This window comes from Lichenibacterium ramalinae (assembly GCF_004137085.1).
In the GTDB taxonomy this organism is placed as follows: domain Bacteria; phylum Pseudomonadota; class Alphaproteobacteria; order Rhizobiales; family Beijerinckiaceae; genus Lichenihabitans; species Lichenihabitans ramalinae.
The window spans coordinates 13,918-39,246 of record NZ_QYBC01000008.1 but is presented as its reverse complement, the minus strand read 5'-3'; the positions used below and the strand labels follow the sequence as shown (position 1 = coordinate 39,246).

The 25,329-nt window shown below is 71.6% G+C and carries 21 protein-coding genes; 8 read left to right on the top strand and 13 right to left on the bottom strand.

Translation table 11 applies throughout. From position 1 onward, the window contains the following. Window positions 1-41 precede the first annotated feature (41 nt). Window positions 42-1,514, bottom strand: coding sequence for a Fe-S cluster assembly protein SufB (gene sufB, locus D3272_RS10760; protein WP_129219174.1), 1,473 nt, complete (start codon window positions 1,512-1,514; stop codon window positions 42-44). Between the two features lie 81 nt (window positions 1,515-1,595). Beyond that, window positions 1,596-2,753, bottom strand: a complete 1,158-nt coding sequence (locus D3272_RS10755; protein WP_129219173.1) for a cysteine desulfurase family protein — start codon at window positions 2,751-2,753, stop codon at window positions 1,596-1,598. A gap of 257 nt (window positions 2,754-3,010) precedes the next feature. On the opposite strand from D3272_RS10755, the gene D3272_RS10750 reads away from it, so the two are divergent. Beyond that, window positions 3,011-3,694: an alpha/beta hydrolase gene (locus D3272_RS10750; protein ID WP_129219172.1), complete on the top strand. Its 684-nt coding sequence runs from the start codon at window positions 3,011-3,013 to the stop codon at window positions 3,692-3,694. 14 nt (window positions 3,695-3,708) lie between these two features. Next, window positions 3,709-4,500, top strand: coding sequence for a S1 family peptidase (locus tag D3272_RS10745; RefSeq protein WP_129219171.1), 792 nt, complete (start codon window positions 3,709-3,711; stop codon window positions 4,498-4,500). A 42-nt stretch (window positions 4,501-4,542) separates the two neighbouring features. On the opposite strand, the gene D3272_RS10740 is transcribed toward D3272_RS10745, so the two are convergent. Next, a complete protein-coding gene (locus D3272_RS10740) occupies window positions 4,543-5,046 on the bottom strand; it encodes a YcgN family cysteine cluster protein (RefSeq protein ID WP_281010843.1) in 504 nt (167 codons plus the stop codon). Window positions 5,047-5,416: 370 nt separating this feature from the next. Between D3272_RS10740 and D3272_RS10735 the strand changes: the two genes are divergently transcribed. From D3272_RS10735 to D3272_RS10725, 3 genes are read left to right on the top strand one after another with little or no spacing between them, the layout of a single operon-like run. Continuing rightward, the gene (locus tag D3272_RS10735; protein WP_129219343.1) at window positions 5,417-7,567 is read left to right on the top strand and encodes a transglycosylase domain-containing protein; all 2,151 of its coding nucleotides are present in this window, start codon (window positions 5,417-5,419) and stop codon (window positions 7,565-7,567) included. Between the two features lie 4 nt (window positions 7,568-7,571). Continuing rightward, window positions 7,572-8,333 (top strand): DUF1214 domain-containing protein, encoded by a 762-nt coding sequence (locus tag D3272_RS10730; protein WP_129219169.1) that lies wholly within the window; start codon window positions 7,572-7,574, stop codon window positions 8,331-8,333. Beyond that, window positions 8,330-8,896, top strand: a complete 567-nt coding sequence (locus D3272_RS10725; protein WP_129219168.1) for a DUF1254 domain-containing protein — start codon at window positions 8,330-8,332, stop codon at window positions 8,894-8,896. The genes D3272_RS10730 and D3272_RS10725 overlap by 4 nt, the downstream gene beginning before the upstream one ends. On the opposite strand, the gene D3272_RS10720 is transcribed toward D3272_RS10725, so the two are convergent. Beyond that, window positions 8,864-9,067 carry a hypothetical protein gene (locus D3272_RS10720; protein ID WP_129219167.1) on the bottom strand — a complete coding sequence of 68 codons (204 nt, stop codon included), beginning with the start codon at window positions 9,065-9,067 and terminating at the stop codon, window positions 8,864-8,866. The genes D3272_RS10725 and D3272_RS10720 overlap by 33 nt on opposite strands. A 196-nt stretch (window positions 9,068-9,263) precedes the next feature. On the opposite strand from D3272_RS10720, the gene D3272_RS10715 reads away from it, so the two are divergent. After that, window positions 9,264-10,397 (top strand): DUF2336 domain-containing protein, encoded by a 1,134-nt coding sequence (locus D3272_RS10715; protein WP_129219166.1) that lies wholly within the window; start codon window positions 9,264-9,266, stop codon window positions 10,395-10,397. Window positions 10,398-10,461: 64 nt separating this feature from the next. Here D3272_RS10715 and D3272_RS10710 read toward each other — a convergent pair whose 3' ends face one another. From D3272_RS10710 to D3272_RS10695, 4 genes are all read right to left on the bottom strand, one after another. Further along, window positions 10,462-11,301, bottom strand: a complete 840-nt coding sequence (locus D3272_RS10710; RefSeq protein ID WP_129219165.1) for a tetratricopeptide repeat protein — start codon at window positions 11,299-11,301, stop codon at window positions 10,462-10,464. 607 nt (window positions 11,302-11,908) lie between these two features. Further along, entirely contained in the window at window positions 11,909-12,556 is a 648-nt protein-coding gene (locus tag D3272_RS28515; protein WP_487343527.1) for a PopZ family protein, read from the bottom strand. A 219-nt stretch (window positions 12,557-12,775) separates the two neighbouring features. Further along, a complete protein-coding gene (locus D3272_RS10700; protein ID WP_129219163.1) occupies window positions 12,776-14,434 on the bottom strand; it encodes a TolC family outer membrane protein in 1,659 nt (552 codons plus the stop codon). Between the two features lie 297 nt (window positions 14,435-14,731). Beyond that, window positions 14,732-15,442: a protein-L-isoaspartate O-methyltransferase family protein gene (locus D3272_RS10695; RefSeq protein WP_129219162.1), complete on the bottom strand. Its 711-nt coding sequence runs from the start codon at window positions 15,440-15,442 to the stop codon at window positions 14,732-14,734. Window positions 15,443-15,579: 137 nt separating this feature from the next. On the opposite strand from D3272_RS10695, the gene D3272_RS10690 reads away from it, so the two are divergent. Continuing rightward, window positions 15,580-16,146 carry a DUF4337 domain-containing protein gene (locus D3272_RS10690; protein WP_129219161.1) on the top strand — a complete coding sequence of 189 codons (567 nt, stop codon included), beginning with the start codon at window positions 15,580-15,582 and terminating at the stop codon, window positions 16,144-16,146. A gap of 10 nt (window positions 16,147-16,156) precedes the next feature. Here D3272_RS10690 and D3272_RS10685 read toward each other — a convergent pair whose 3' ends face one another. Continuing rightward, the gene (locus D3272_RS10685) at window positions 16,157-16,618 is read right to left on the bottom strand and encodes a hypothetical protein (protein WP_129219160.1); all 462 of its coding nucleotides are present in this window, start codon (window positions 16,616-16,618) and stop codon (window positions 16,157-16,159) included. A 171-nt stretch (window positions 16,619-16,789) separates the two neighbouring features. Between D3272_RS10685 and D3272_RS10680 the strand changes: the two genes are divergently transcribed. Beyond that, the gene (locus tag D3272_RS10680; protein ID WP_129219159.1) at window positions 16,790-17,728 is read left to right on the top strand and encodes an EcsC family protein; all 939 of its coding nucleotides are present in this window, start codon (window positions 16,790-16,792) and stop codon (window positions 17,726-17,728) included. A gap of 30 nt (window positions 17,729-17,758) precedes the next feature. On the opposite strand, the gene ribB is transcribed toward D3272_RS10680, so the two are convergent. The 4 genes from ribB to D3272_RS10660 all read right to left on the bottom strand — a co-directional run bounded on the left by ribB (window position 17,759) and on the right by D3272_RS10660 (window position 25,301). Next, on the bottom strand, window positions 17,759-19,060 hold the full coding sequence (gene ribB / locus D3272_RS10675) for a 3,4-dihydroxy-2-butanone-4-phosphate synthase (RefSeq protein WP_129219158.1): 1,302 nt from the start codon (window positions 19,058-19,060) through the stop codon (window positions 17,759-17,761). Window positions 19,061-19,150: 90 nt separating this feature from the next. Beyond that, the gene (gene aroC, locus D3272_RS10670; RefSeq protein ID WP_129219157.1) at window positions 19,151-20,266 is read right to left on the bottom strand and encodes a chorismate synthase; all 1,116 of its coding nucleotides are present in this window, start codon (window positions 20,264-20,266) and stop codon (window positions 19,151-19,153) included. 72 nt (window positions 20,267-20,338) lie between these two features. After that, a complete protein-coding gene (locus D3272_RS10665; protein ID WP_129219156.1) occupies window positions 20,339-24,400 on the bottom strand; it encodes a Pls/PosA family non-ribosomal peptide synthetase in 4,062 nt (1,353 codons plus the stop codon). 328 nt (window positions 24,401-24,728) lie between these two features. Continuing rightward, on the bottom strand, window positions 24,729-25,301 hold the full coding sequence (locus D3272_RS10660; protein ID WP_342634175.1) for a histidine phosphatase family protein: 573 nt from the start codon (window positions 25,299-25,301) through the stop codon (window positions 24,729-24,731). Window positions 25,302-25,329: the final 28 nt, after the last annotated feature.

Here is a 25,329-nt window from a genome sequence, read left to right as displayed (position 1 = left end):
CGCCCCGTCCCCGCCGTGGCGGGGATGGGGCGGGGCTCGGTTCAGCCCACGCTGCCCTCGAGCGAGATGGCGATGAGCTTCTGGGCCTCGACGGCGAATTCCATCGGCAGCTGCTGGAGCACGTCGCGCACGAAGCCGTTGACGATGAGGGCGGTCGCCTCCTCGCCCGACAGGCCGCGCTGGCGGCAGTAGAACAGCTGATCTTCCGAGATCTTGGACGTCGTGGCCTCGTGCTCGAACACCGCCGTCGCGGTCTTGGCCTCGATGTACGGCACCGTATGGGCGCCGCAGAGTTCGCCGATGAGCAGCGAATCGCAGTTGGTGAAGTTGCGGGCGTTGGTGGCCTTGCGATGCGCCGAGACGAGGCCCCGGTAGGTGTTGTCCGACCGGCCGGCCGCGATTCCCTTCGAGATGATCCGGCTCGTCGTGTTCTTGCCGAGGTGGACCATCTTGGTGCCGCTGTCGACCTGCTGCATGCCGTTGGAGATGGCGATCGAGTAGAACTCCCCGCGGGAATCGTCGCCGCGCAGGATGCAGGACGGATATTTCCAGGTGATGGCCGAACCCGTCTCGACCTGCGTCCAGGAGATCTTGGCCCGCGCCTCGCGGCAGTCGCCGCGCTTCGTCACGAAATTGTAGATGCCGCCCCGGCCCTCGGCATCGCCCGGATACCAGTTCTGCACCGTGGAATACTTGATCTCGGCGTCCTCAAGGGCGACGAGTTCGACGACGGCGGCGTGCAGCTGATTCTCGTCCCGCATCGGCGCCGTGCAGCCTTCGAGGTAGCTGACGTAGGAGCCCTTGTCGGCGATGATCAGCGTGCGCTCGAACTGCCCGGTCTTGGTGTCGTTGATGCGGAAGTAGGTCGACAGCTCCATCGGGCAGCGCACGCCCGGCGGGATGTAGACGAAGGACCCGTCCGAGAAGACGGCCGAGTTCAGCGTCGCGTAATAATTGTCCGTCACCGGCACGACCGAGCCGAGGTACTTCTTCACGAGTTCGGGGTGGGAATGCACCGCCTCGGAGATGGGGCAGAAAATGACGCCGGACTTGGCGAGCTCGGCCTTGAAGGTGGTGGCGACCGAGACGCTGTCGAAGACCGCGTCGACGGCGACGCGCGACGACGGCTCGACGCCGGCCAGGATCTCCTGCTCGCGCAGCGGGATGCCGAGCTTCTCGTAGGTCCGCAGCAGTTCAGGGTCGACCTCGTCGAGCGACTTCGGCCCGGACGTCCCCTTGGGGGCCGAGAAATAATGGAGGTCCTGGTAGTCGATCGGCGGGTGCTTCACCCGCGACCAGTCCGGGGACTCCATGGTCTGCCAGCGGCGGAAGGCTTCGAGGCGCCACTCCGTCAGCCACTCCGGCTCGTTTTTCTTCGCCGAGATGAAGCGGACGATGTCCTCGTTGAGGCCTTTCGGCGCCTTCTCGGACTCGATATCCGACACGAAGCCGTATTTGTACTCGCTGACGTCGATCGACTTGACCTGATCAACGGTTTCCTGGACAGCCGCCATTTCAACACTCCCGGACCGGCCGCGCGAGCGCCCCGGTCCCCCTGGTCTCAATCGCCCTCGCGGGCCTCTGTCTCTATGTCGTCATGCGGCGGCCCGAAGCCGCCCCCTGCGCATGCGGTGCAGTGCCGTGCCGAGCACGTGGACGATGCGGTCCACGTCGGCTGCGACCGAATCCCACCCGAAGCTTACCCTGATCGCACCTGAAGTGAAATCGGTTTTCACTTTCATCGCGTCAAGGACGTGCGACCCTGCGACCTTGCCGGACGCGCAAGCGGACCCCGACGAGACCGCGACGCCGTCGAGGTCGAGCGCCATGAGCAAGCGCTCCGCCACCACGCCCGGCACCGCGAAGGCGCTGGTGTTGGGCAGGCGCGGCGCCCCGCGGCCGAAGATCTCGGCATCGGGCGCGAGGGCGAGCAGCGCCGCCTCGAACCGGTCCCGCAAGGCGCCGACCGCCGGGCCGGGGGCCGAGGCCGCCGCGGCGGCCCCGAAGGCCGCGATGGCGGCGACGTTCTCGGTCCCGGCGCGCCGGCCACGCTCCTGCCCGCCGCCGCGCAGCATGGCGGCGCCCCAGACGACGTCCGGCGTCGCCGCGACGGCCGCGCCGGCCCCGGCGAGACCGCCGAGCTTGTGGCCGGACAGCAGCAGCACGTCCGCCCCGAAGTCGCGGCAGTCGATCCGCCCCGCGGCCTGGACGGCGTCGCAAACCAGCATGCCACCCGCCGACCGCACCGTGGCGGCGATCTCGCGCACCGGCTGGATCACGCCGGTCTCGTTGTTGGCAGCCTGGACGGCGACGAGGGCGGGGCCGCCCGCGGCGAGCGCGTCCCCCAAGGCGTCGCGGTCGAGCAGCCCGTCGGGCAGCACCGGCAGCACCGTCACGGCATCGCGCTGGAAACGGTGCCCGTGCAGCACGGCGGCATGATCGGTGGCGCAGACGAGGAGGCGTCCGAAACCCCGCCGCCCGTCACCGCCGAGGTCGGGGGTCAGCGCGAAGGCCGCGGCTTCGGTGGCGCCGGAGGTGAACACCACGCCGGCCGGCGCCGCCCCGACGAGCGACGCCACGCGGCTGCGGGCCTCCTCGACCAGGGCCCGGGCCCGCCGGCCCTCGGCATGGACGGAAGACGGGTTGCAGGCCAGGTCCATCGCCGCCCCGGCCGCCGCCCTGGCTTCCGGCCGCAGCGGTGCCGTGGCGTTGTGGTCGAGGTAGACGCGGGGGCGTGCGGGCTGGCCGGTCACGGGTGCATCACTCAAAAGTCTTGCTTTCGCAAGGGGTCGGCGTGCTAAGAGGCCGCTTGCCCCCTGGCAAGCCTTCGCTCGATCCCGTGAGCGTGCGGCCGTCAAGCTGTTAGAATTATTCTAACAGGGTTACGGCCTCTCCAAACCGGTGTCAAGCGAGCCCGTCCGGCCGTCCGGCACCCGCTGCCCGGGCCGGCCGGTCCCTGGGCGGGGGCGAAGGCCGGGCGACACGCGACCCCGGAACGCTCGGAGAACCCATGCCTGAAGTCATCTTTGCCGGACCCGCCGGTCGCCTCGAAGGCCGCTTCCACCCGGCCAAGAAGCGCGGCGCCCCGATCGCCATCGTGCTGCACCCGCACCCGCAGTTCGGCGGCACGATGAACAACCAGATCGTCTACAATCTCTATTACGCTTTCGCCGAGCGCGGGTTCTCGGTCCTGCGCTTCAACTTCCGCGGCGTCGGGCGCAGCCAGGGGCACTTCGACCACGGCGCCGGCGAGCTGTCGGATGCCGCGGCGGCGCTCGACTGGGCCCAGACCGTGAGCCCCGACGCCCGGGCCTGCTGGATCGCCGGCCTGTCCTTCGGCGCCTGGATCGGCATGCAGCTGCTGATGAGGCGGCCGGAGATCGAGGGCTTCATCTCCATCGCGCCGCCCGCCACCCTCTACGACTTCTCCTTCCTGGCGCCCTGCCCCTCCTCGGGCCTCTTCGTCCACGGCGACAAGGACCGCGTCGCCCCGCTGAAGGAGGTGCAGACGCTGATCGAGAAGCTGAAGACCCAGAAGGGCATCTTGATCGAGCATGCGGTGGTGCCGGACGCCAACCACTTCTTCGAGAACTGCGTCGACAAGCTGATCGAGGAGGTCAGCACCTACCTCGACCGCCGCCTCGACAACCCGGTGCGGACCGCCATCCCGGCCCGCAGCAGCAGCGCCGGCTGAGCCTCGGCGCCGCCATGGCCCGGACACCGCGCGCCGCCGCCGCCCGTGCCCGGCCCCGGCGGCGATGCGGCCCGCGCTCGGCCCTGGTCGGGGCCGCGCTGGCGTTCCCGGCGCTCGCCGGGCCCGCCGCGGCCGTGGTCGGGCCCGCCCGTGACGCCTCGCCCGAGGTCGCCGCGAGCCTCGTCATGGTTCTGCAGCGCCAGGGCGCCGCGGCGGGCTTCTGCACCGGGATCGTGCTCGGCCCGCGCGCCGTCCTCACCGCCGCCCATTGCGTGCCGCCCGGGGCGGATCTGCGGGTCCACTTCAAGGACGACGGCGGCGCGCCGGTCCTGTTGCCGGTCGCGGCGGTGCGGCGGCATCCGGGCTACCGCGCCGAAGCCATCGCCAAGCGCGAGCGCTCCATCGACCTCGCCGTCGTGGTGACGGCGGAGCCGTTGCCGGCGCGGTTCCGGCCCGCGGTTCTGGCCCCCGAGGCCGCGCACGGCGTCGGTGACGCGTTCGGCGTCGCCGGCTTCGGGCTGGCGCGGGAGGGCGAGGCCGCGACCTCGGGACGGCTGCGCGAGGCCGACGTCGCCCTGCGGGCCCCCTTGTCCGCCGTCCTGGCCTGGGCCGTCGATCCCGCCGGCCGGGGCGCCGGAGCCTGCACGGGCGATTCCGGCGGCCCCCTTCTCGACCGGTCGGGCGCCGTCGCGGCCCTGACCCTGTGGTCGGCCGGGACCGGCAGCCGCCGGTGCGGCAGCCTCACCCAGGCGCTCTGGCTCGCTCCCTACGCGGCCTGGATCGCGTCGGCGGCCGGGGAACCGTGACGCCGGACTGCGGCGCGCGTCAGCGCGGGCGCTTGGCGCGCTTCAGCGCGGGCGCTTGGCGCGCCTGGGCCAGCGGTCCGGCCAGGACACGATGTGATCGGGAAGATCCTCGACGGCGACGTCGTCCTCGGACGCCGCGATGCGGCCCCGCACCCCGACCCCAGCCTCGTGCACGGTGTCGCGGCTGCCGGACACGAGGTGGTGCCACCACGGCAGGTCCTGTCCGTCGGCGACCAGGCGATAGGCGCAGGTCGGCGGCAGCCAGGTGATCTCGGCCACGGCTTCGGGCGTCAACTTCACGCAATCGGGCACGCGGGACTGCCGCTCCGGGTAGTTACCGCACCGGCAGGCGCCGGCATCGTAGAGCGTGCAGGCCACGTCGGTGTAGAGCACCTGCGCGGTATCCTCGTCCTCGAGCTTGACGAGGCAGCAACGGCCGCAACCGTCACAGAGGCTCTCCCATTCAGCCTGGGTTAAGGACGACAGGGGTCTACGCCAGAAAGGATCGGTCATCGCGCTCGGGTCGGGACGGAGGGGTCGGCACAGGTCGCCGGATCCGACCTTTCCCGTCCGGAGTTGCGCTTCGACACCGGCGCCGTCAAGGGTGCCGGCCCGGGACCGGTCGGGGCGGATGGGCGCGGCATCCGGCCCGTTCGGCTCACGGGCGACGACGTCATGCACCGAATCTGGTCAGAACGGGGGTATGGTCCGTCGCGGCCCGGTTCTCCGGAGCAGCATCGGCCCGGTTGGAAACGCCTTGGCGACTCCGATCCGGCAGAACTGCTCTCGACAGCAAGCCGGAGCGGGTCCGCCGGAGGCGGAAGCGCTCCGGGTCGGGACGGATGCGGACCGTCGATCGAGGCAGGAGCGGGGCGTGGAGCGAGGCGACGGGTTCGGGGCGCGGGTGCGGCGCGCCATGCTGGCGCTGGACGCCTGGTTCGACAGCTCCGTCTTCCGGGGCCGCCGCGGCGTGCTGCGGGCCTACGGCGATTACGCCGTCTTCATGGAACGTTTCGGCGTCGCCGGCCTGCGCCGCTGGGCCGTCGAGCTCTGCTGCGAAGGGCTGACGCTGGGGCTCGGCGGCGCCATCGTGGCCTTGGCCCTGGCGATCCCGGCCTTCCACCTCACTTCCGAGGACTGGCTGAAGAAGCAGGACCTCGCCGTCACCTTCCTCGACCGCACCGGCGCCGACGTGGGGCGCCGCGGCATCCTGCACGACGACAGCGTGCCGATCGACCAGATGCCGCCCTACCTCATCCATTCCGTCCTGGCCACGGAAGACCGGCGCTTCTTCGACCATTTCGGCATCGACGTCATCGGCACCCTGCGGGCCGTGACGGTCAACGCCAATGCGTCGGGCGTGGTGCAGGGCGGGTCGTCGCTGACCCAGCAGCTCGCCAAGAACCTGTTCCTGTCGAACGAGCGCACCATCGGGCGCAAGATCATCGAGGCCTATCTGGCGCTCTGGCTCGAGCACCACATGAGCAAGCACGAGATCCTGCAGACCTACCTCGACCGGGTCTACATGGGCGGCGGCACGTTCGGCATCCAGGCGGCCTCGGAGTTCTACTTCGGCAAGTCGGTGCGCGACGTGTCGCTGGCCGAGGCCGCCATGCTGGCGGGCCTGTTCAAGGCCCCGACGAAATACGCCCCCCACATCAACCTGCCGGCGGCCCGGGCCCGTGCCGGCGACGTGCTGTCGAACCTCGTCGACGCCGGCTACATGACGGAGGGACAGGTCTACCCCGCCCGCCGCAACCCCGCGACCCCGGTGGACCGCACCCGCGAGGTCGCGCCCGACTGGTACCTCGACTATGCCTATGACGAGGTGCGCCGGCTCGCCGAGGCCGGCAAGCTCGGCTCGAGCCGGGTCCTGACGGTGCGGACGGCGCTCGACAGCGCCATCCAGGCCCGCAGCGAGAGCGTCATCGAGGACCAGCTGCGCGAGAAGGGCCCGAGCTACCACGCCAAGCAGAGCGCCATGGTGCTGATGGAACCCGACGGCGCCGTGCGGGCCATCGTGGGCGGGCGCGACTACGGCGCCAGCCAGTTCAACCGCGCCACCGTGGCGCAGCGCCAGCCCGGCTCATCGTTCAAGCCCTTCGTCTATCTCGCGGCGATCGAGACCGGCAGGTTCAAGCCCACCACCATGGTGACGGATTCGCCCGTGTGCATCGGCACCTGGTGCGTGCGCAACTACGAGGGCGAGCAGATGGGCACCCTGCCCCTCTGGGCCGCCCTGGCCCATTCGCTCAACACCGTGGCGGTGAAGCTGTCGATCGCCATCGGCAACGGTTCCCCCAAGGCGGGTCGCGCCAAGATCATCGACCTCGCCCACAGCCTCGGCCTCACCACGCCGCTCGACGACACGGTGTCGCTGCCGGTCGGCGCCGACGTCGTCACCGTCATCGACATGGCCACGGCCTATTCGGCCTTCGCCAACGGCGGCAAGCGCGTCCAGCCCTATGCGGCCGTCGACATCCGGGACGGCCACGGCGACCTCGTCTACCGGCACGACCGGGACGGGCCGCAGCCCCGGCAGGTGGCGCCGGCCGCCGACGTCGCCACGCTGAACACCATGCTGGCCCGCGTCGTCACGGACGGGACCGGCCGCGCGGCGCGCCTCGACGACGCCGTCGCGGTCGGCAAGACCGGCACGACCAACAATTACCGGGACGCCTGGTTCTGCGGCTTCACCGGCAATTACGTCGCGGCCGTGTGGTACGGCAACGACGACTACGCCCCGATGGAGAAGGTGACGGGCGGCACGCTGCCCGCCGCGACCTGGCACGACGTCATGCAGTTCGCCCAGCAGAACGTGGAAGCCCGACTCCCGTTCGGCCTCGGCCCCGCCGGCCAGTCCGCCACGGTCGCGGCGGCCCCGCTCGCCGGCGGGACGCAGCCGGCCGGCAACAACCGTTCGACCCTGTCGCCGCGCTCTGCCGCCGTCGTCGGCGCCATCGCGGCCCTGGTGGCGGACGCCGACCGGCCGAGGCTGGCCGGTGACGACGCCTTCGCGGCCGGCAACGCCGCCCCGGGCACGGCCGCCGCCACCCGGATGCCATGACGCGATGACGTCGGCCCTGAACCACGAGTCCGGCGCCGCAGACGCGCGGCGCAGCGCCGCGCTTCGGCCCGGCCCCGTCGCGTCCGCGTCGCGGCGGCCTGTCGAGGACCCGTCCGCGGCCGCTCCGGACGGCCGTGCCGCCACGGCCGGCGGCCTGCCGGGCGCCGGGGTGCTGGCCATCATGGCGGTGGGGCTGGCCCTGGGTCTCTGCGCCACGGCGCTGGTTCTGGCACGCGGCTGGGACCCCGGCGCCGTCACGGTCGGGGCCTGGACGGCGCGGCCCCAGGTCGGGACGGCGGCGATCGACCCCTATGCGCGGGCCGAACTGGCGCGGAGCGGCGCCGTCCCGCTCGTCGCGGGCGAGGGCCTGGCCTTCGTGGCCACCACGGACGACACGGGCTATCGCCTGCTGCGGACCTGCAGCTACCGCGTTTCCGGCGCGTTTCCACCGGCGCGGGTGTGGACGCTGACCGCCACGGACCCGGATGGGTCGACCCTGGCGAACCCGGCCGAGCGCGCCGCCTTCACGTCGAACGATGTCCTGCGCGACATGGCCGGGGGCGTGGCGGTGGTGGTGGCGCCCTCTGCCCGGCCCGGCAACTGGCTGCCCTTGACGGGAGACGGGCCGCTCACCCTGACGCTCCGGCTCTACGGCACGCCGCTGGCCGGCCACAACGGGGAAGCCGCCGCCGCGGCGCTTCCCGCCATCGCCCGCCTGTCCTGCACGGGCGGGGCGGCGAATGCGGACGGGGGGACCACGCGATGAGCCACAGGAGCCTCGTGGCCGCCCTCATCCTCGTCGCCATCGTGATGGTGGCGGGCGTCGTCCACATCGCGTCGCTGCTTCTGCTGCCGCGCGTCGCCCCGGAGGACGCCTATGCGCGCCTGGCGGTCTTCGCGGCCGGCGACGGCCTGCGGGTGCTGCCCCGCGCCGGCCTGCCGGGCGATCCCCTGCCGGGGCGCGACCCTTCGGTCGCCACGGCGGTCTGCCGCTACGACCTCGACCGGGGTCCGTTGCGCGTGTCGGCGGCGGTGGATGGGCGGGGCTTCGTCGCCCTGTCTCTGCACAGCCGGTCGGGCATCGCCTTCTACGGGCTCGACGACCGGGCCGAGAACGACGGCCGGCTGGATTTCGTGCTGCTCACGGCGAGCCAGCGGGAGGCTGCCCAGGCCCGCGACACCGCGGAGGGCCAAACGCGCGAGGTGAGGGTGGTGGCGCCGGAGGCGCGTGGTTTCATCCTATTCGACATCCTGCCGCGGCTCGGCAGCTATGCCGAGGCCGAGCGAGGGCTCGCCTCAATGCGCTGCAGTGTCGAACGCCCGGTCTGAGGTCGCGGTCGGGGGCACGCGGTAGGCGGCGGACGGCTCGAAGTTTTCGGCGGGCTCGTCGCGGCAGTACCGCACGCCCGTGAAGAACAGGATGCGGGCGCCGTTGCGCGGCACGCCGAGCACGCGCTGCGGCCGTCTGCGGTCGGCGGGAAGGCTCAGGATGTTCTGCATGCGGCTGTCCTCGACGAGAGCGATGCGGTCACGAGAGCAGTTTCGCCTCCGGCGAATTCGCTCCAGCTCCTGCGCTGCGCGTGGGGTCACGCCCCGGCCTACGAGGACGATAAAGCTCGACGAAGGTTAACACCGCATCAACGATCCGACCGTAAAACGGGAGTCGCCAGCAATAATCCATTCAGGGGTTCCGGTTATGGACCACGACGACGATCTGCGCGGATCCTTGGAGCGCCTCGTCCGTCTCGGCCGCACGCCGGATGTCGACATCCGCCCGGTGCTGCTGCGCGTGCTGGTGGACATGTTCGTGCGACGCAGCCATCACGCCCCCGGCGACCTGCTGCAGTTCGACGACATGATCGGCCGCCTGCTGGACGATGCCGACGGGGAGGTGCGCCGCTCGGTGGCCGAAACCCTGGCGGGCCACCCCGCCACGCCGACCCGGCTCCTGAAGCGCTTCCTCGCCGAAGGCGGCGACATCGCCGTGCCGGTGCTCGCCCGGGCCGAAGTCGGCACCGGGGCGCTGACGCAGGCCGCCGACTGGGGCACCACCGCCATGGCGGTGGCGGTGGCGGGCCGGCCCGACCTCCGCCCCGAGACCGTCGAAAGCCTCGCCGGCCGGCCGGAGCCGGAGGTTCTGCGGGCCCTGGCCCAGAACGCCGCGGCGCCGCTCGCGGCCGGGACCTTCGCCTATCTGGTGCGCCGTGCGCGCGACGACGAGGCCCTGGGGCGGGCACTGCTCGAGCGCGACGGCCTGCCGCCGGCCTCCCAGGCGCCGCTCTTCCTCCTGGCCGACAGCGCGCGCCGCGCCGCCATCCTCCTGGCGGCACGGCGGGAGGATCTCGCCCCGGACGAACGCCGGCGGCCGCAGACGGCCGAGGACGTGGTGGCGCTGGAGCGGGTCGAGCGGGCCATCATGGCGCCGGACCGGGACGGCTTCGACACGGCCCTGGCGGTGGCGCTCAACGTCAGGGTGGAGGATGCCTGGCGGCTGATCGACGACCCCCGGGGCGAGCCCCTGGCCGTGGCCCTGGCCGCCATCGGCGCCTCGCCGGAACTGGCGGCGCGCGTCTTCATCCTGAGCGGCCCGGCGATCGGCCATTCGGTGATGGCGGTCCGCAACCTGACGGCACTGGTCGAGGGGCTGCCGCGGCGCACCGCGCTGCGCCTCGTCGGCGCCATGACGCAGGCGGCGAGCCGCGCCCAGCGGCGCCCGCCCGCGGACCAGGACGGCCGGCCGAGGGTGGAGGACGGCCGATCCGTCGCGCGGTCCCGGGAGCGGGCCGAGGACATCGTGGCGGCGGCGCAGAGGCGGATCCGCGGGTTTTGAGGCTCCGGCCCGCGGGCCGGCCCGGCGGCGGGGCGGCGCCCGACAGGCCGAGCCGGACCTCGGGTCAGTTCCGCTTGTGGTGCTCGTCGAGATACAGGGACGCCACCTGGCGGTCGCTGTCGGAAGCCGCGGCGGCGGCCTTGGCGTAGAGGTCGCCGATCCAGGCGTCCTTGGGGTCCTTGCTGCTCACGGCCGCGTCGCGCGCCATGGTCAGCCACATCAGGCCCCGCGCCCGCTGCGGCGGCATGCCTTCGAAGCCGTTGAACAGCATGTGGCCCAGCAGCGCCTGGGCCTGCAGGTGGCCCTTGTCGGCCGCCAGCGCCAGCCAACGCACGGCCTGCCGCGAGTCCTTGCCGACGACGCCGTCGGCCCCGTCGAGGTAGAGGCGCGCCAGGTTGTACTGGGCATCGGCATTGCCGAAGTTCAGCGCCGCATACTGGAACATCTCCAGCGCGCGCTCCGGATCGGGCTTCACGCCCGTCTTGGGCAGGCCGCTGAGGCTGTAGACGCCGACCGCCACGAAGGCGTTCGACACGACGGACAGGTCGCGCCGGTCGCCGTCGTCCTCGTCGTAGTTGTTGATGATCTGGGAAAAGTAGCGATAGGCCTTGTCGTCGTCCTGCGGCACGCCATCCCCCACCGCATACATGCGGCCGAGCTTCCAGCGGGCGAGCGGGTTGCCGTTGGCGGCGGCATATTCGAAGGCTTCGACGGATGTCTTGAAGTTGCCCGAACGATAGCCGTCCATGCCCTGGCGGAAGGCCTGGGACGGGTTCTTGAACAGGGCCAGGGGCGACTCGCCCTGCGGGGGGCCGTCCGATCCGTCGAAGGCGAAGGCAGGAACGGCACAGCCCATGGCGAGGCCGGCGAGGAGCAGGAAGGCGACGCGACGAAACATCGGCATGGATGGGGGACTCAACCGCGGCGGCTTGCGGGACAGGGACGCGAAAGCGCGGGACGACGGTCGGCCCGGGCGCGTCGGCATAGCGTGCGGAATGCCCTCATCTGCCCGGTCCCCTCGCCCGGCCGGAGCGGCGCGCCCGTCGCGCCGCTGTTCCGACCCCCGCTGCCTTGAGACGCCGGCCAGCTGGCCAGTCATCTCCCGTTCATGTCGCCTGGCTGCGGCGACCGTGTCACGATGCGGGAGAGTAGCGGTCGGTTTATGGCTGAATAGCGGCGTGCGAACCACACCATTCGGGCCGAGTTGGGATCATCCTGCATTGTTGCCGGAAAGCCACGATCACAACGGAGACCGATGTCTCCAGGCAACGCTCAAAGAACATCGCGATGTGATGAATGTGGACTCAACATTGCCGGCAGCGATGCTGGCGACCGACGGTGCCACACTGCAGTGGAGGCGCCGCGGCGGCCGGGAAAGCTGGCACCCAGGCCGCCGAGGGGGCGGAGCCCGACACGACACAGCCTCCGCGGGGACCGCGGAGGCTGTGTCGTGTCGAACGAGGCCTGGCCGGCGAGACGGGTCAGGCCCCGCCTTCCCGGCCCGCCGACGGTCAGCTTCGGTGCGTGCCTCGGGCGACGCGCTCGATCTCGCCCCGCACCAGGCGCTCGACCAGGCCCGGGAGATTGTCGTCCAGCCATGTCTTGAGCATGGGGCGCAACAGGTCGCGCATCACCCGCTCCAGCATGGGGGTGTTCTGCAGCACCACCGTCGCGGCGAGGGTCTCGAAGGCCGACATCACGGAGGCGCCGAGCGGAGCCGACAGGAGATCCCCTTCGGATTCATCGCCGAGGGCCGGGACCGGGTGATCGAGCATGTGGTCGTCCTCATCCTGCGCCGCCTCGCGCGGCGACGGTTCGGGCATCCGGTCCCGCAGGCTGGCCATGGCGCGGCCGCCCTCGCCGTCCTCCACCTGCCGGTAATCGACGTCATCCGCCGCCTGTTGCAGCGCTGGCAGATCGCTTTGAGTTTCGTCGGCGGGCGGCTCGTGCGGCTGCTCCGGGGCGCCGGCGCGGTCGGCCGACGGCACGAGGCGGGCGAGATCCAGCACGTCGTCGTAGGGCGAGCGAGCCCGCGACGCCCCGGCGCGGTCCGCGTCCGGCGCCGCCCGGCGGGCGGCGTTGCCGGCCGTCGCGGCCTTGCCGCCGTGGCTCTGGTCGTCGGCGATGATGCGACGGATCGAGGCCAGGATGTCTTCCATCGACGGCTCGGCGGGTCGGCCCTCGGTCGATTCGGGGGAAAAGGTGCTGGCAGCACTCATGGCCTGTGGACCTTCTTACGCGATACGGGGTCTCGACTCAGGTCGCTATCGCCGGCCGAAGCGGCGTAAACCTGTCTTTAACGGATACGTCGGAGACGGATCGCAAACAAGCCGCCTCGCCCGAAGTTCCGTGGACAAACCGCGTCTCGTTCGATGGTGTCAGCGGCCGTCGGGGGTGCGCAGGCCGAACCACTTATCCTTGACCTGGTCGAAATGGACCGTCGGGTTGTAGGGCTGGAGCCGCAGGTTGAGGCCCGAGGCCGACAGCCGCCCGCAGGAGGCCAGGATGGCGTAGGTGGCCACGACGCGGTCACGCTGCGCCCCCACGAGCTGCACGCGGGCGTTCAGCAGGGTCTGCTGCGCGTTCAAGACGTCGAGCGTCGTGCGCTGGCCGACCCGGGCCTCCTCGCGCGTGCCGTTGAGGGCGATCTCGGCGGCATTGACCTGGGCCTGGTCGGCCTGCACGGCTGCCTTGGAGGACACCAGCAGGCCCCAGGACGAGATCACGGCGGCCCGGACGTTGTCGCGCGAAACGTCGACCTGGAATTCGGCCGTTCCGAGCTGCTCCTTGGCTTGGCGGATGGTCGCGTAGGAGGCGCCGCCCTCGTAGATCGGCACCGACAGCGAGCCCACGATGGAGGCCGCGAAAACGCTGGTGTTGCCGACGTTGCTGACGTCGTAGCGCTGCTGGGCCGAGCCGTTGAGGCTCAGCGTGGGATAGAGCGCGCCCTCGGCGATCTTGACCTGCAGGCCGGCGACGTCGACGGAATGGAGCGCGGCCTGGATGGAGGGGTGCTCGATCTGCGACACCGCGATGGCGTTCTCGAGCGAGGGCGGGATGCCGCGGTCGAGCGGGCGCGCAGGCTCGAGCCGGGTCGGCTGCTCACCGATGACCTGGCGGAAGCTCGCGATGGAGTTCTGGAGCTGCGACTGGGCGGCGAAATAGTCGGCCCTCGAGCCGGCGACGCTGGCCTCGGCCTGGGCGACGTCGGTGCGGGTCACCTCGCCGACCTTGAACCTGTCCTGCGTCTGGCGGAGCTGTTCCTCCAGCACCTTGATGTTGGAGTTGCGCAGGTCGAGGATGGCGGTATCGCGCAGCACGTCCATGTAGGACTGGGCGCCGCTCTGCAGCACGCTCTGTTCCACGTTGCGCAGCGTTTCCCGGCTTCCGAACACATTGGATTCGGCGGACCGGATGTTGTTGGTGGTGCGCAGGCCGTCGAACAGCGTCTGCGTGACGGTGATGCCGGCGCCGCGCGGGATCACGGTTCCGGATAGGTCCGAGATCCTGCTGGCGCTCGACCCCGACACTGCGGTGCTGGTCGACGACGTCGAGACCGCGCTGGCGAGACCGGTCGTGCCGATGCCGGTGGTGCTGGTGCCGACGCCGGTCGTGCTGGTGCCGACTCCGGTCGTGCTGGTACCGACCCCGGTCGTGCCGATGCCCGTGCCGGTGCCGGTCGACGTGCCGAGTCCGGTCGAGCTCACGCCCGAGGAAACCCCGACCGGGCTGCTGTAGTCCTGGTACTGGGCGCCGACATCGCCGGAGGCGGTGACGTGGGGCATGTAGCCCGAATTGGCGATGGGGATGTTCTCGTCCGCCGCGCGCGTATTCGAGCGCTGGGCGTTGAGGTTGGGGTTGTTGAAATAGGCTTTGGCGAGCGCGTCGCTCAGCGTCTCGGCACCGGCGCCGGTGGGCGAGACGACCGATACGACGGACAGGCCCACGAAACCCACAGCTGCCAGAGCAGGCCGAATCCGGTGCCGGTTCGGCCCGCGGGACTCGGCGGCGCTGCTGGTGGCGCTGGAACGACTCATCTTTAGACCTCGACGCCGGGGACGCTGCCCCGATGAGGAGAGCGCCGCGCTACGCTGCAGGTCCATCGCGGCCATGGCCGGATGCACCCGAGGCCGGATCATACTCCGTCGCGCCAGCCCGTGGGGCGACATGCTCCCCCCACTCCCCTCAATTCGCTCATCTGGCGCAAAAATGCGACACAGGGCGACGGTCCGACCGCCCTAACGACGCAAAAACCCCTGCCGCAGCTCGCGGCAGGGGTTTCCGTAACGTCATCGACGGCATTCGGCCGCGATTCGGCCGACGTCGATTCGCCGTCAGAAGACGAAAGCTGCCTCTGCCTTGAACTCCTGCAGCACCGGCACGGTGGCGTCGAAGAGCGGGCGCCCGCTGACCTCGCCGCCCGTCTCCCGATACAACATCACGCGGCCGATCCGGCGGCCGTTGGGGACCGTCGCGCTCTCGATGGCCGCCAGGCACCCGCCGGGCTTGAGCTGACCGAACAGGGTGTCGAGACCGGTCTCGACACCGCCGAGCACCAGGATGGCGTCGTAGGGCCCGCGGGCCGCATAGCCTTCGGCGAGTGGGCCCGTGACGGCGGTTGCCCGCCCGTTCGAGGCCTTGACGACGCTGTCGGCGGCCGCGGCCGTGAGGCCGGGGTCGGATTCGAGCGTGACGACGCTGCCGGCGAGTTCCAGCAGCAGGGCGGCCTCGTAGCCGGTGCCGCCCGCCACGACGAGCACATGGGCGTCGGGCGCCGGATCGACGCCCTGCAGCATGCGGGCGAGATGCATGGGCTGCATGACGGTCCGCACCGCCCTGCCGGTCGCCGGGGACTTCAGCGTCAGCATGGCGTCGGAATAGCAGAAGGCGCGCAGCTCATCGGGCACGAAGAGCTCGCGCTGGGTGATGTCGAAGGCCCGGACGACGCGCGCATCCGTGACGTCGAAGGTCCGGATCTGGCCATCCACCATGGCGCGCCTCTGCGCCGAGAACACCTGCTCCGTCGCCGCAACCTCGCCCTGCATGGAGCCTGCCCTTCGTCCAGTGAAATCTATTCGCGCGCGAGTGCGCGAAGGCGCGCCGCGAAGCCGCCGAAGGCTTATAGGGGAGCGGCGGGCGCGCTGTCCATGCGGGCGGGCGCCGGCGGCGAGGGGAGCCCCACATGGAAGACGTGACGACCGAACACCTGGAGCGGCGCGAGCAGGCCGAACACGCCGCGCATAGCGGCGATCCCCTGCTGACGAAGGTGTCGGTCACCATCGCGATCCTGGCCGTCGTGGCCGCCACCATCGGCAGCCTCGAGACGGTCGAGAGCGGCATCGCCCTGTCCAAGAAGAGCGAATCGGTCCTGCTCCAGAACCGCGCCACCGACCAATGGTCCTACTTCCAGGCGCAGAGCATCAAGAAGAACATGTACGACATCGCCAGGATCGGCACTCCGGCCCAGGCGGAAGCCTACGAGAAGAAAGCGCGCGTCTACGAGACGGAGAGCGAGGCCACGAAGGACAAGGCCGAGGAACTCGGCCGCGAGAGCGAGGCGCTGATCGAAGCCGGCGAGCACCACGAGAAGCGCCACCACGTGCTGACCGTGGGGGTGACGCTGCTGCATGTCGGCATCGCCGTGGCCACGCTGTCGATCATCATGCGCGGGCGACGGTGGCCGTGGCAGGCGTCCATCGTGCTCGGCGTCATCGGCTCGGCCGTGGCGGCCTACGCCTACGCGGTGTGACGCCGGTCCGTCACTGCCCGGCCGCCTTGAGCCGGGTGTTGCACTGGCTCCAGTAGCGGGGCCAGGTCAGGCCGGCGGTCTGCGCCACCAGCGTGGCCTTGTTGGCGCGCCATTCCGCACCGCACTGCCGCTGGCGCGCCGTCGCGGCGGCCCGGCCGCCGCCGGTCTTGGACGCTGCCCCGGCAGGGGTGGCGGCTGTGGGGGCGACGGCTATGGGGGTGGCGGCGGCCGCAGGGGGCACGGCCGCGACGGGAGCTTCGGCGGCGGGCGACGCGGCGGCGGGCGAGGCTTTGAGGCGCGCCGCGCAATCGGCGCGGTAGCGGTTCCAGTCGAGGCCGCCGAGCGTGCCGGCCAGTTTCGCAGCCTGATACTCGCGCCCGCACTGCACCATCACGGGTTCGGCCGCCCCGGCCGACCCGAAAACCGACATCGCCAGCGCGACGACCGCCAACCCCGTCACCCGATGCGCCATCGCGGCCTCCCCCGATCGCGGGCCGGCACGGGCCCGCGCCCCGACGCTGCCCCAGGTGCGACCGGCCGGCAAGCCTTCGTCCGGCACCCGGCATCGAACTGCCATGCCGATTTGCGCGTCTTCCCGCAGAGAGCCGGGCCGCACCGGCCCGCCATCGGAGGCCCGTGAGCCATGGTCGACCATTTCGAGCCGAGCCGCGACGCCGCGTCGCCACCGGACGACGCCGTACTCGCCACCCTGCCGGTCGGGCGCCCCGGCACGCTCTCGCCCGAGGACGAGGCCGCGCTCGCCGAGGCGGTGCGGGCGCTGGAGGGATCGAGCTTCGCCGCGCAACTGTCCGGCCTCGTCGGCCGGCAGCTCGGCTTCGCCGGAAACCTGTTGCCGGCCCGCGTCACCGAGACCGCGAACCGGGCCGCCGCGACGGCGCTGCGCTACGCGCTGCGGGGCGCCGTCCGGTCACTGTCCGGCGACGCCCAGCCGCCGCGCAACCGCCTGCACCTCGCGGCGGTCGCGGCGTCGGGCGCCGTGGGCGGCGCCTTCGGCCTCGCCACCCTACCCCTCGAACTGCCGCTCTCCACCGCGCTCATCCTGCGGTCCGTGGCGGAGATCGCCCGCGGCGAGGGCGAGGACCTCGACGACCCGGAAGCCGTTCTGGGCTGCCTCGAAGTCTTCGCGCTCGGCACCGGGCCAGAGGCCGGCCTCGGCGAAAGCAGCTACTTCGCCGTGCGCGCCCTGCTGGCCAAATCCGTGACGGAAGCCGCCCGCCACATCCTGACCCGGGGCATCGCCGACGAGGCCGCCCCGGTGCTGTCGCGGCTGCTGGGGCAGATCGCGTCGCGTTTCGGGCTGGTGGTCAGCCAGAAATTCGTGGCCCAGGCCGTGCCGCTTCTCGGCGCCGTGACGGGTGCCGGCATCAACGCGGCCTTCATGGACCATTACCAGCGGCTGGCGCGCGGGCATTTCGCCGTGCGGCGCCTCGAGCGGACCTATGGGGCCGCCCTCGTCCGAGCCGCCTACGAGCGGCTGCGGCCGCGCGCGCCGGGCGGCGAGGCGCCGGGATCGGCGGTGCCGCGGGTGGCGGCGCCGGCCGGAGGCGGGTCGGCGGCGTGACGCCGTCGCCCGGCGGAAGGCCCGGCGGCGTCAGGCGCCGAGCGCTTCCGTCGAGGCGATCTCGATGCCGAAGCCCGACAGGCCCACGTAGGTCCGCTCGCTGGATGTCAGCAGCTTGATCGAGGCGATGCCGAGGTCCCTCAGGATCTGGGCGCCGACGCCGATCTCACGCCACTGGCTGACCCGCTTGGATTCGGAACCGTCCTCCGCCGAAACGGACGACATGGGCACGCCCGCGGTGCCGTCCCGCAGGTAGATCAGCACGCCGCGCCGCTCCGCCGCGAAGCGTTCCAGCGCCTGGTTGACGATGGTGTTGCCGCCGAGGACATCCTTCACGATGTCGGCCCGGTGGAGCCGCACCGGCACGGCGCGCCCGTCGCCGATGCGGCCGTGGACGAAGGCGAAGTGCTGCACCTGGTCGAAGGGCGTGGTGAAGGCATAACCCGTCATCTCGCCGATGGCGGTCTTGACCGGGAAGGTGGCGACGCGCTCGACGAGCTTCTCGCGCGCCTGCCGGTAGGCGATGAGGTCGGCGACCGCGATGCTCTTGAGGCCGTGGTTGGCGGCGAAGCGGTCGATCTGCGGCCCCATCATGACGGTGCCGTCGTCGTTGGCGAGTTCGCAGATGACGGCGACGGGCGGCAGGCCGGCGAGGCGGCAGAGGTCGACGGCGGCTTCCGTATGGCCCGAGCGCATCAGCACGCCGCCGTCGCGGGCGATGAGCGGGAAGATGTGGCCCGGGCGCACGAAATCGCCCGCGCTCATGTTGCCGTTCGAGAGGGCACGTGCCGTGTTGGCGCGCTGCTCGGCCGAGATGCCGGTGGTGAGCCCGTGCCGCACGTCGACCGACACCGTGAAGGCCGTGCCGAGCGGCGCGTCGTTGGCCGCCACCATGGGGGACAGGTGCAGGCGGCGCGCCTCCGTCCCGGTCATCGGCACGCAGACGATGCCGCAACCGTTCCGGATGATGAAGGCCATCTTCTCGGTCGTGCAATGCTGGGCCGCGACGATGAGGTCACCCTCGTTTTCCCGGTCGTCGTCGTCCGTCACCACGACGATCTCGCCGCGGGCCAGGGCGTCGATCGCCTCCATCACGGACGTCTGATCGGTCATCGTCTTCGCTCCATCGCCGGTGAGGGGAAACAGGCCCGACAGGAAGTCGTTCGGCGTCACGCCTCCGCCCGTCTCGCGCAGGATCAGCTCGGCCGTGTCGCGCGACACCCAGGCTCCCGGCCCGCACATCTGCGTCACGGCGCCGGGCGTGACCCCGATGCGCCGGGCGAAGGAGGAGCGGGTCACGGCGTGAGCCGTCAGCCATGCGGCGAGCTTCATGGCGCCACGATAACGAAGGGATGCTTTTAGTCCAACTCAAAAGACGGAAGTTTTAGTGCTGCTAAACCGCCGACTCTGGTGTCGCGCCGTTCACCCCGCCTGGAAGGGCCAGGCCCGTCCGTCGCCGACCTGGCCGCGGTGCCGCAGGAAGGCGTCGGCCAGCACGCAGGCCATCATGGCTTCGCCGACCGGCACGGCGCGGATTCCGACGCAGGGGTCGTGACGGCCCTTGGTCAGGATCTCGACCTCGTCGCCGCGGCGGTCGACGGTGGCGCGCGGGGTGAGGATGGACGAGGTCGGCTTCACGGCGAAGCGCGCCACGATGGCCTGGCCCGTCGAGATGCCGCCGAGCAGGCCGCCGGCGTGGTTCGAGCCGAAGATGGGATGGCCGTTCGGCCCCTGGCGGATCTCGTCGGCATTGCTCTCGCCGCTGAGTTCGGCCGCGGCGAAGCCGTCGCCGATCTCGACGCCCTTGACGGCATTGATGCTCATGAAGGCCGCCGCGATCTCGCCGTCGAGCTTGGCATAGATGGGGGCGCCCCACCCGGCCGGCACGCCGTCGGCCACCACCTCGACGACGGCGCCGACGGAGGAGCCGGCCTTGCGGATGCCGTCGAGGTAGCCCTCCCAGGACCGCGCCGCGACGGGGTCGGGGCAGAAGAACGGGTTGCGGGCGACCTCGTCCCAGTCCCAGCGGGAACGGTCGATGCGGTGCGGCCCCATCTGCACGAGGGCGCCGCGCACCTGCACCTGCGGGATGACCCGCCGGGCCACGGCGCCTGCCGCGACGCGGGCGGCCGTCTCGCGCGCCGACGAGCGCCCGCCGCCGCGGTAGTCGCGGATGCCGTATTTGGCGTCGTAGGTGAAGTCGGCGTGGCCGGGCCGGTACTTGTCCTTGATGTCCCCGTAGTCCTTGGACCGCTGGTCGGTGTTCTCGATCATCAGGGCGATGGGCGTCCCCGTGGTGCGGGCCGGCGCGTCGCCCTCGGCGAAGGTGCCGGACAGGATGCGCACCGCGTCGGGCTCGCGGCGCTGCGTGGTGAAGCGCGACTGGCCGGGGCGTCGCCGGTCGAGGTCGGCCTGGATGACCGCCTCGGAGATCTCGAGGCCGGGTGGGCAGCCGTCGATGACGCAACCCAGGGCCGGCCCGTGGCTCTCGCCGAAGGTCGTGACGCGGAAGAGGTGGCCGAAGCTGTTGTGCGACATGGGGTCCGCGGTTGTGGCAGGATCCAGTTGGGACGGCGCGGGCCGGGACGCCGCGCCGTCGTGCGGCCGGGTTCAGGCGGCCCGCGCCATCGGGCCTTCGTCGGCGGCCCCCTTGGGCTCGGCCGGGGCGCCGACCCATTCGGAATGGGCCGGGATGGCCTCGCCCTTCATCACCAGCGTCAACGGACCCAAACGGGCGAAATCCCCGACATGGGTGTCGTAGAGCACCGTCGAACCCGCGCCGATCGTGACGCCGTCGCCGATCCGCACCCGGCCGACCTTCATGACGCGATCCTCGTAAAGATGCGTCTGGAGCGCCGACAGCGAGTTGATGACGGCGAAGTTCCCGACCGTCACGCAGTCGAACTCCGTGATGTCGGTCATGTTCATCCAGACGCCCCGGCCGAACTTGGCCCCGAAGAGCCGCAGCGCCCAGGGCAGGAAGGGCGTGCCCATCAGGTGCTCGAGCAGCACGCGCCCGGCGAGGCCCCAGTACATGACGGCGACGGCCTCGGTCCGCATGGCCCAGAACGACCACATGGGCTGGGTGGTCGGCTCGTAGCGCCCCATCGTGGCCCATTTCACCCCCACCACGACCAGCGTCATGGTGACCGAGATGAGCAGCGACAGGAAGACGAACAACAGCGCGACCTGTCCGTAGAGGCCATCCAACACCTTGGGGCCGAGCCACTGGACCGACCAGGTGCCGAAGACGATGAACAGCATCGTGGGCAGCGAGATGTGCACGGCCTCGAAGACGGCGCGCATCGCCTTCTTCCAGCGCGGCGCCTCGTAGGTCCAGTTGGCGCCGCCGCCGTCGAAGCGCTGGCGCACCGGCAGGCGGATCGGCGGGGTGCCGAACCAGGTGTCGCCGGGCTTCATGGCGGCGTTCTCGGGCGGCTTCGACTTGATGCCGATCAGCGCGCCTTCGGGGATGTCGGAGCCGATCGGCACGACGGCGTCGTTGCCGACGAAGACGCGCGGCCCGGTCCGGACGCGGCTGAGCCGCATCCATCCGGAGCGGACCTCCTCGTCGCCCAGCACGACCTCGTCGGCGATGAAGCATTTCTCGCCGATCTCGACAAGGTCGTAGCGGCCCGACAGGTTCGTGGAGATCTCGGCGTCCTTGCCGATCTTCGCGCCCATCAGCCGGTACCAGGCCCGCATGTAGACGGTGGCGAAGAGCGAGGAGAGCACTTCGAGCGTGATCTCGGTGGCGAGCGCCACCGTCCACTTGCGCAGGTAAAAGAAGGAGAAGACCGAATAGCGCCCTTCCTTGACGCGCGGCAGGATGGCCCAGCGCATGGCCGCGATGAAGGCGACCGAGATCAGCACCATGACGAAGGCGGTCGGCCAGGCCAGCAGCGGCAGCGAGGCGAGGTAGGCGAAGCGGTCCACGTCCGGGATCGACAGCCACTCGTCGAGCTGGTCGAACACCCAGAAGGCCGGGAAGATCGGCAAGAGGCCGAGCGGCGGGATGACCAGCAGCATGGCGACGTAGCCGATGCCGAGCAGCGTGCGGCGACCGGGGGTCGCATGCGGGTAGGCGTCGATGTCGGCCGGATCGACCGTGCCGGTGCGCCGCGCCGGCGACCCGTCCCACACTTCGCGCGCGCCGATGACGGTCTGCGACGAGACGGCGCAGAGGTCGCCGAGTTCGGCCCCTTCGCCGATGGTGACGCCGTCCTCGATGACGCAGGAGGTGCCGATATAGGCGTCGTCGCCGATGACGATGCGGCCCACGATGAACTCCGCCCCCTCGACCCGGGCGTTGGCGAACTTGACCTTGCCGCCGATGCTGGCCCGCCGGCCGATCTCGATGAGGTCCAGCGCGCCGGCCTCGTGGTCGCCCACGATGGCGTCGAGCCCGACCTTGGCGCCCATCGCCATCATGAAGAGGCGCATCACGGGCGAACCCTGGAACCACTTGGGATGGGTCAGGGCCGTGAGCCTCTGCACCAGCCACCAGCGATAGTAGTATGTGCCCCACAGCGGGTAGCGTCCCGGCTTGAGGCGGCCGATGATCACCCATTTCGACGCGATGGCGAGCACCATCGTGACGATGTTGATCACCATGTAGGTCCCGACGAGGTAGAGACATTCCTCCCAGAACGTCGCCTCGCTGGTCGTCAGCAGCATGTAGGAGACGAAGACGCCGAGCCACTGCGCGGTGGCCAGCGACAGGATGATGGGCAGGGCCACGGCCTGGGCCAGCCCGCACAGGAAGCGGCGCATCAGCGGCGGCGGCACGAAGCCGAGGTCGACCGGGGCCGCGCCCTCCTTCGGCGCCCGCCCGTCGATCAGCGCCGCGATGGCCCGCAGGCTGCGGGCCCGGTACATGTCCTGCAGGGTGATGCCGGCCAGCGACGGCGTCTGCCGCACCACGGAAACGAAGCGCGCCGCCAGAAGGGAATGGCCGCCGAGGTCGGTGAAGAAGTCGGCGTCGAACGGGATGGCGCCGGCCGGCAGCACCGCGCGGGCGGCCTCGAGCAGGGCCGCCTCCGTCGGGCTGCGCGGGTCCTCCTGGGCCTCGGCGGCCCGCGCCGCCAGGGCCACGCGCTTCAGCGCGTTGCGGTCGACCTTGCCGGACGGCAGGCGCGGCAGGACGTCCAGCGGCTCGAAGCGCGACGGCACCATGTAGGGCGGCAGCGCATCGCGCAGCGCGGCCCGCAGCGCGAGCGCGTCGGGCGCGGCGCCGTCCTGGCCGACGAGGAAGGCCACGAGCTGGTCGAGCCCGTCATCGTGGCGCAGCACGACGGCGGCCTGGTGGATCCCGTCCAGGGCGACGATCCTGGCCTCGATCTCGCCGAGCTCGATGCGGAACCCGCGCAGCTTGACCTGGTCGTCGATGCGGCCGCGGAACAGGATGTTGCCCTCCGGGTCCACCGCGACGGCGTCGCCGGACCGGTACAGGACCGGGTCGATGCCGCCCTGGGCGAAGGGGTTGGCGACGAACTTCTCAGCCGTCAGCGCGTCGCGCTTGAGGTAGCCCCGCGCCACGCCGGGGCCGCCGATCAGCAGTTCCCCCTCCTGGCCGCGGGCCAGCAGGTTCAGGCCCTCGTCGACCACGTAGCAGGAATAGTTCGGGATCGGCCCCCCGATGGTCACGGGTTCGCCGGGCTCGACCAGGGCGGCGGTCGCCACCACGGTCGCCTCCGTGGGCCCGTAGGAATTGTAGATGGTGCGGCCCGGCCGGCACCAGCGCGCGCCGAGGCTCGGCGGGCAGGCTTCCCCGCCGAGGATTATGAGGCGCAGCGAGGGGATGTCGCGCGACAGCAGCCCCAACAGCGTCGGGACCGTGTCGAGCACGGTGACGCCGGCATCGTTGAGCACGTCCGGCAGCGCATCGGCCTCGCCGAGGATCTCGCGCGTCGCGACGAAGAGGCTGGCGCCGACGAGGTAGGGGATCCAGATCTCCTCCATCGACAGGTCGAAGGCGACCGAGGCGCCCTGGAACACGACGTCGGCGGGGGCGATGGCATAGAGCGCGTTGGCGGCGCGGAGGTAGTGGCAGATGTTGCGGTTGGTGATGACGATGCCCTTGGGCACGCCCGTCGAACCCGACGTGTAGATGAGATAGGCGGGGTCGTCCGGGCCGGCCCCGGCGGCCCGCGCCGCGGCGGCCGGATGCCCGGCCCCCTCCGCCGCGAGGTCCGCCTCGACGACCGGGGGACACGGCATGGCGCCGCCATGCGCCGCCGCGAAACCCGCGTCGGTGACGAGGAGGACGGCCTCGGCATCGGCGAGGCAGACCGCGATCCGGTCGGCCGGCGCGTCGGCGTCGAACGGCAGCCAGGCGGCGCCGGTCTTGGCGATGGCGACCTGGGCGACGAGCAGGTCGAAGCCCCGCTGCAGCCACAGGCCCGCCACCTTGCGCGGCCCGAGCCCCCGCGCCGCGAGCCCGCGCGCCATGGCCTCGGCGCGGCGGTCCACCTCGGCATAGGTGAGCACGCGGTCCGGGGCGCGGAACGCGGGCGCCTCGGGGTGCGCCGCCACGGCGTGGGCGAAGACCTCCGCCAGGATCTCGTCGCGCAGGAATTCCGGCCGGGAAGCACCTTCGAGCCGCGCCGGCACCGGGGCCGGGCCGACAATGCCCGCCGCGGGACCGCGTTCGGCCGTGATCGTCTCGCTCATCGTGTGCTGCGCCCGTCTTCACCGTCGAAGCGGGCCGAGCCCGGTCCTGCGGACAATGGGGACCGAAGCACTCCCGCCCGCGGCGGCGGCACTCCGGCCTGGAAAGGGAGCCGGGTCTCGACGATGCCGGCGCGGTGGCGCCCACCCTCGATCCCATCCTGCCCCGCGGAAGGCCAGCATCCTGCCGGCCGCCGCGTCGGCCCGCCGGTCATAAGATGTTTCGCCGCGCGGCGTAACCCTGCATCGCGGGGGCATCGGTGACGCGCCGCGGGCTCGGGCCCCCGACGCCCGCGATAGCCGGCCGCCGATGAACCTTGCCTGACGCGCTTCAAATCCAGTGGGCGGTTCCCGCCTCGAAGAGCAGCACGCGCCCCTGGTGGATCTCCTCGGACGGAGCGCGGTGCACGGCGATGCCGGCGATGCCGTGCAGCAGCGCCCGGGCCACGCCGCCATGCGCCACCACCACGGCATCCTCGGCGAGGCCAGCGAGCCAGGGCGACAGGCGCTCCAGCAGCATGGCGTAGCTTTCGCCGCCGGGCGGGACGAAGCCCCAGCAGTCGCGGCGGCGCTCCGCCATCGCGGCGGGCTCGGCACGCTTCAGGTCGTGCCAGGTCCGCCCTTCCCAAGCCCCGAAGGACATCTCCTTCAGGCGGTCGTCGGTCGCATACTGCGGCAGACCGGGCCCGAGCCGGCCCCGCAGCAGGTCCATCGTGTGGCGCGTGCGCGACAGCGGGGACGATACGTATGCCAGCGCGGCGACGTCGAGGCCGCGGTCGGCGAGCAGCCGCGCCAGCGTGTCGCCCGCCGCGGACGCCTGCCGCTGCCCGAGGTCGTTCAAGGCCGCCTCGCGCTGACCCTGGAGGCGGCCTTCGCGGTTCCAGGCCGTCTCGCCGTGGCGGATGTAGAAGAAGCGCCGCGGGCCGGTTCCG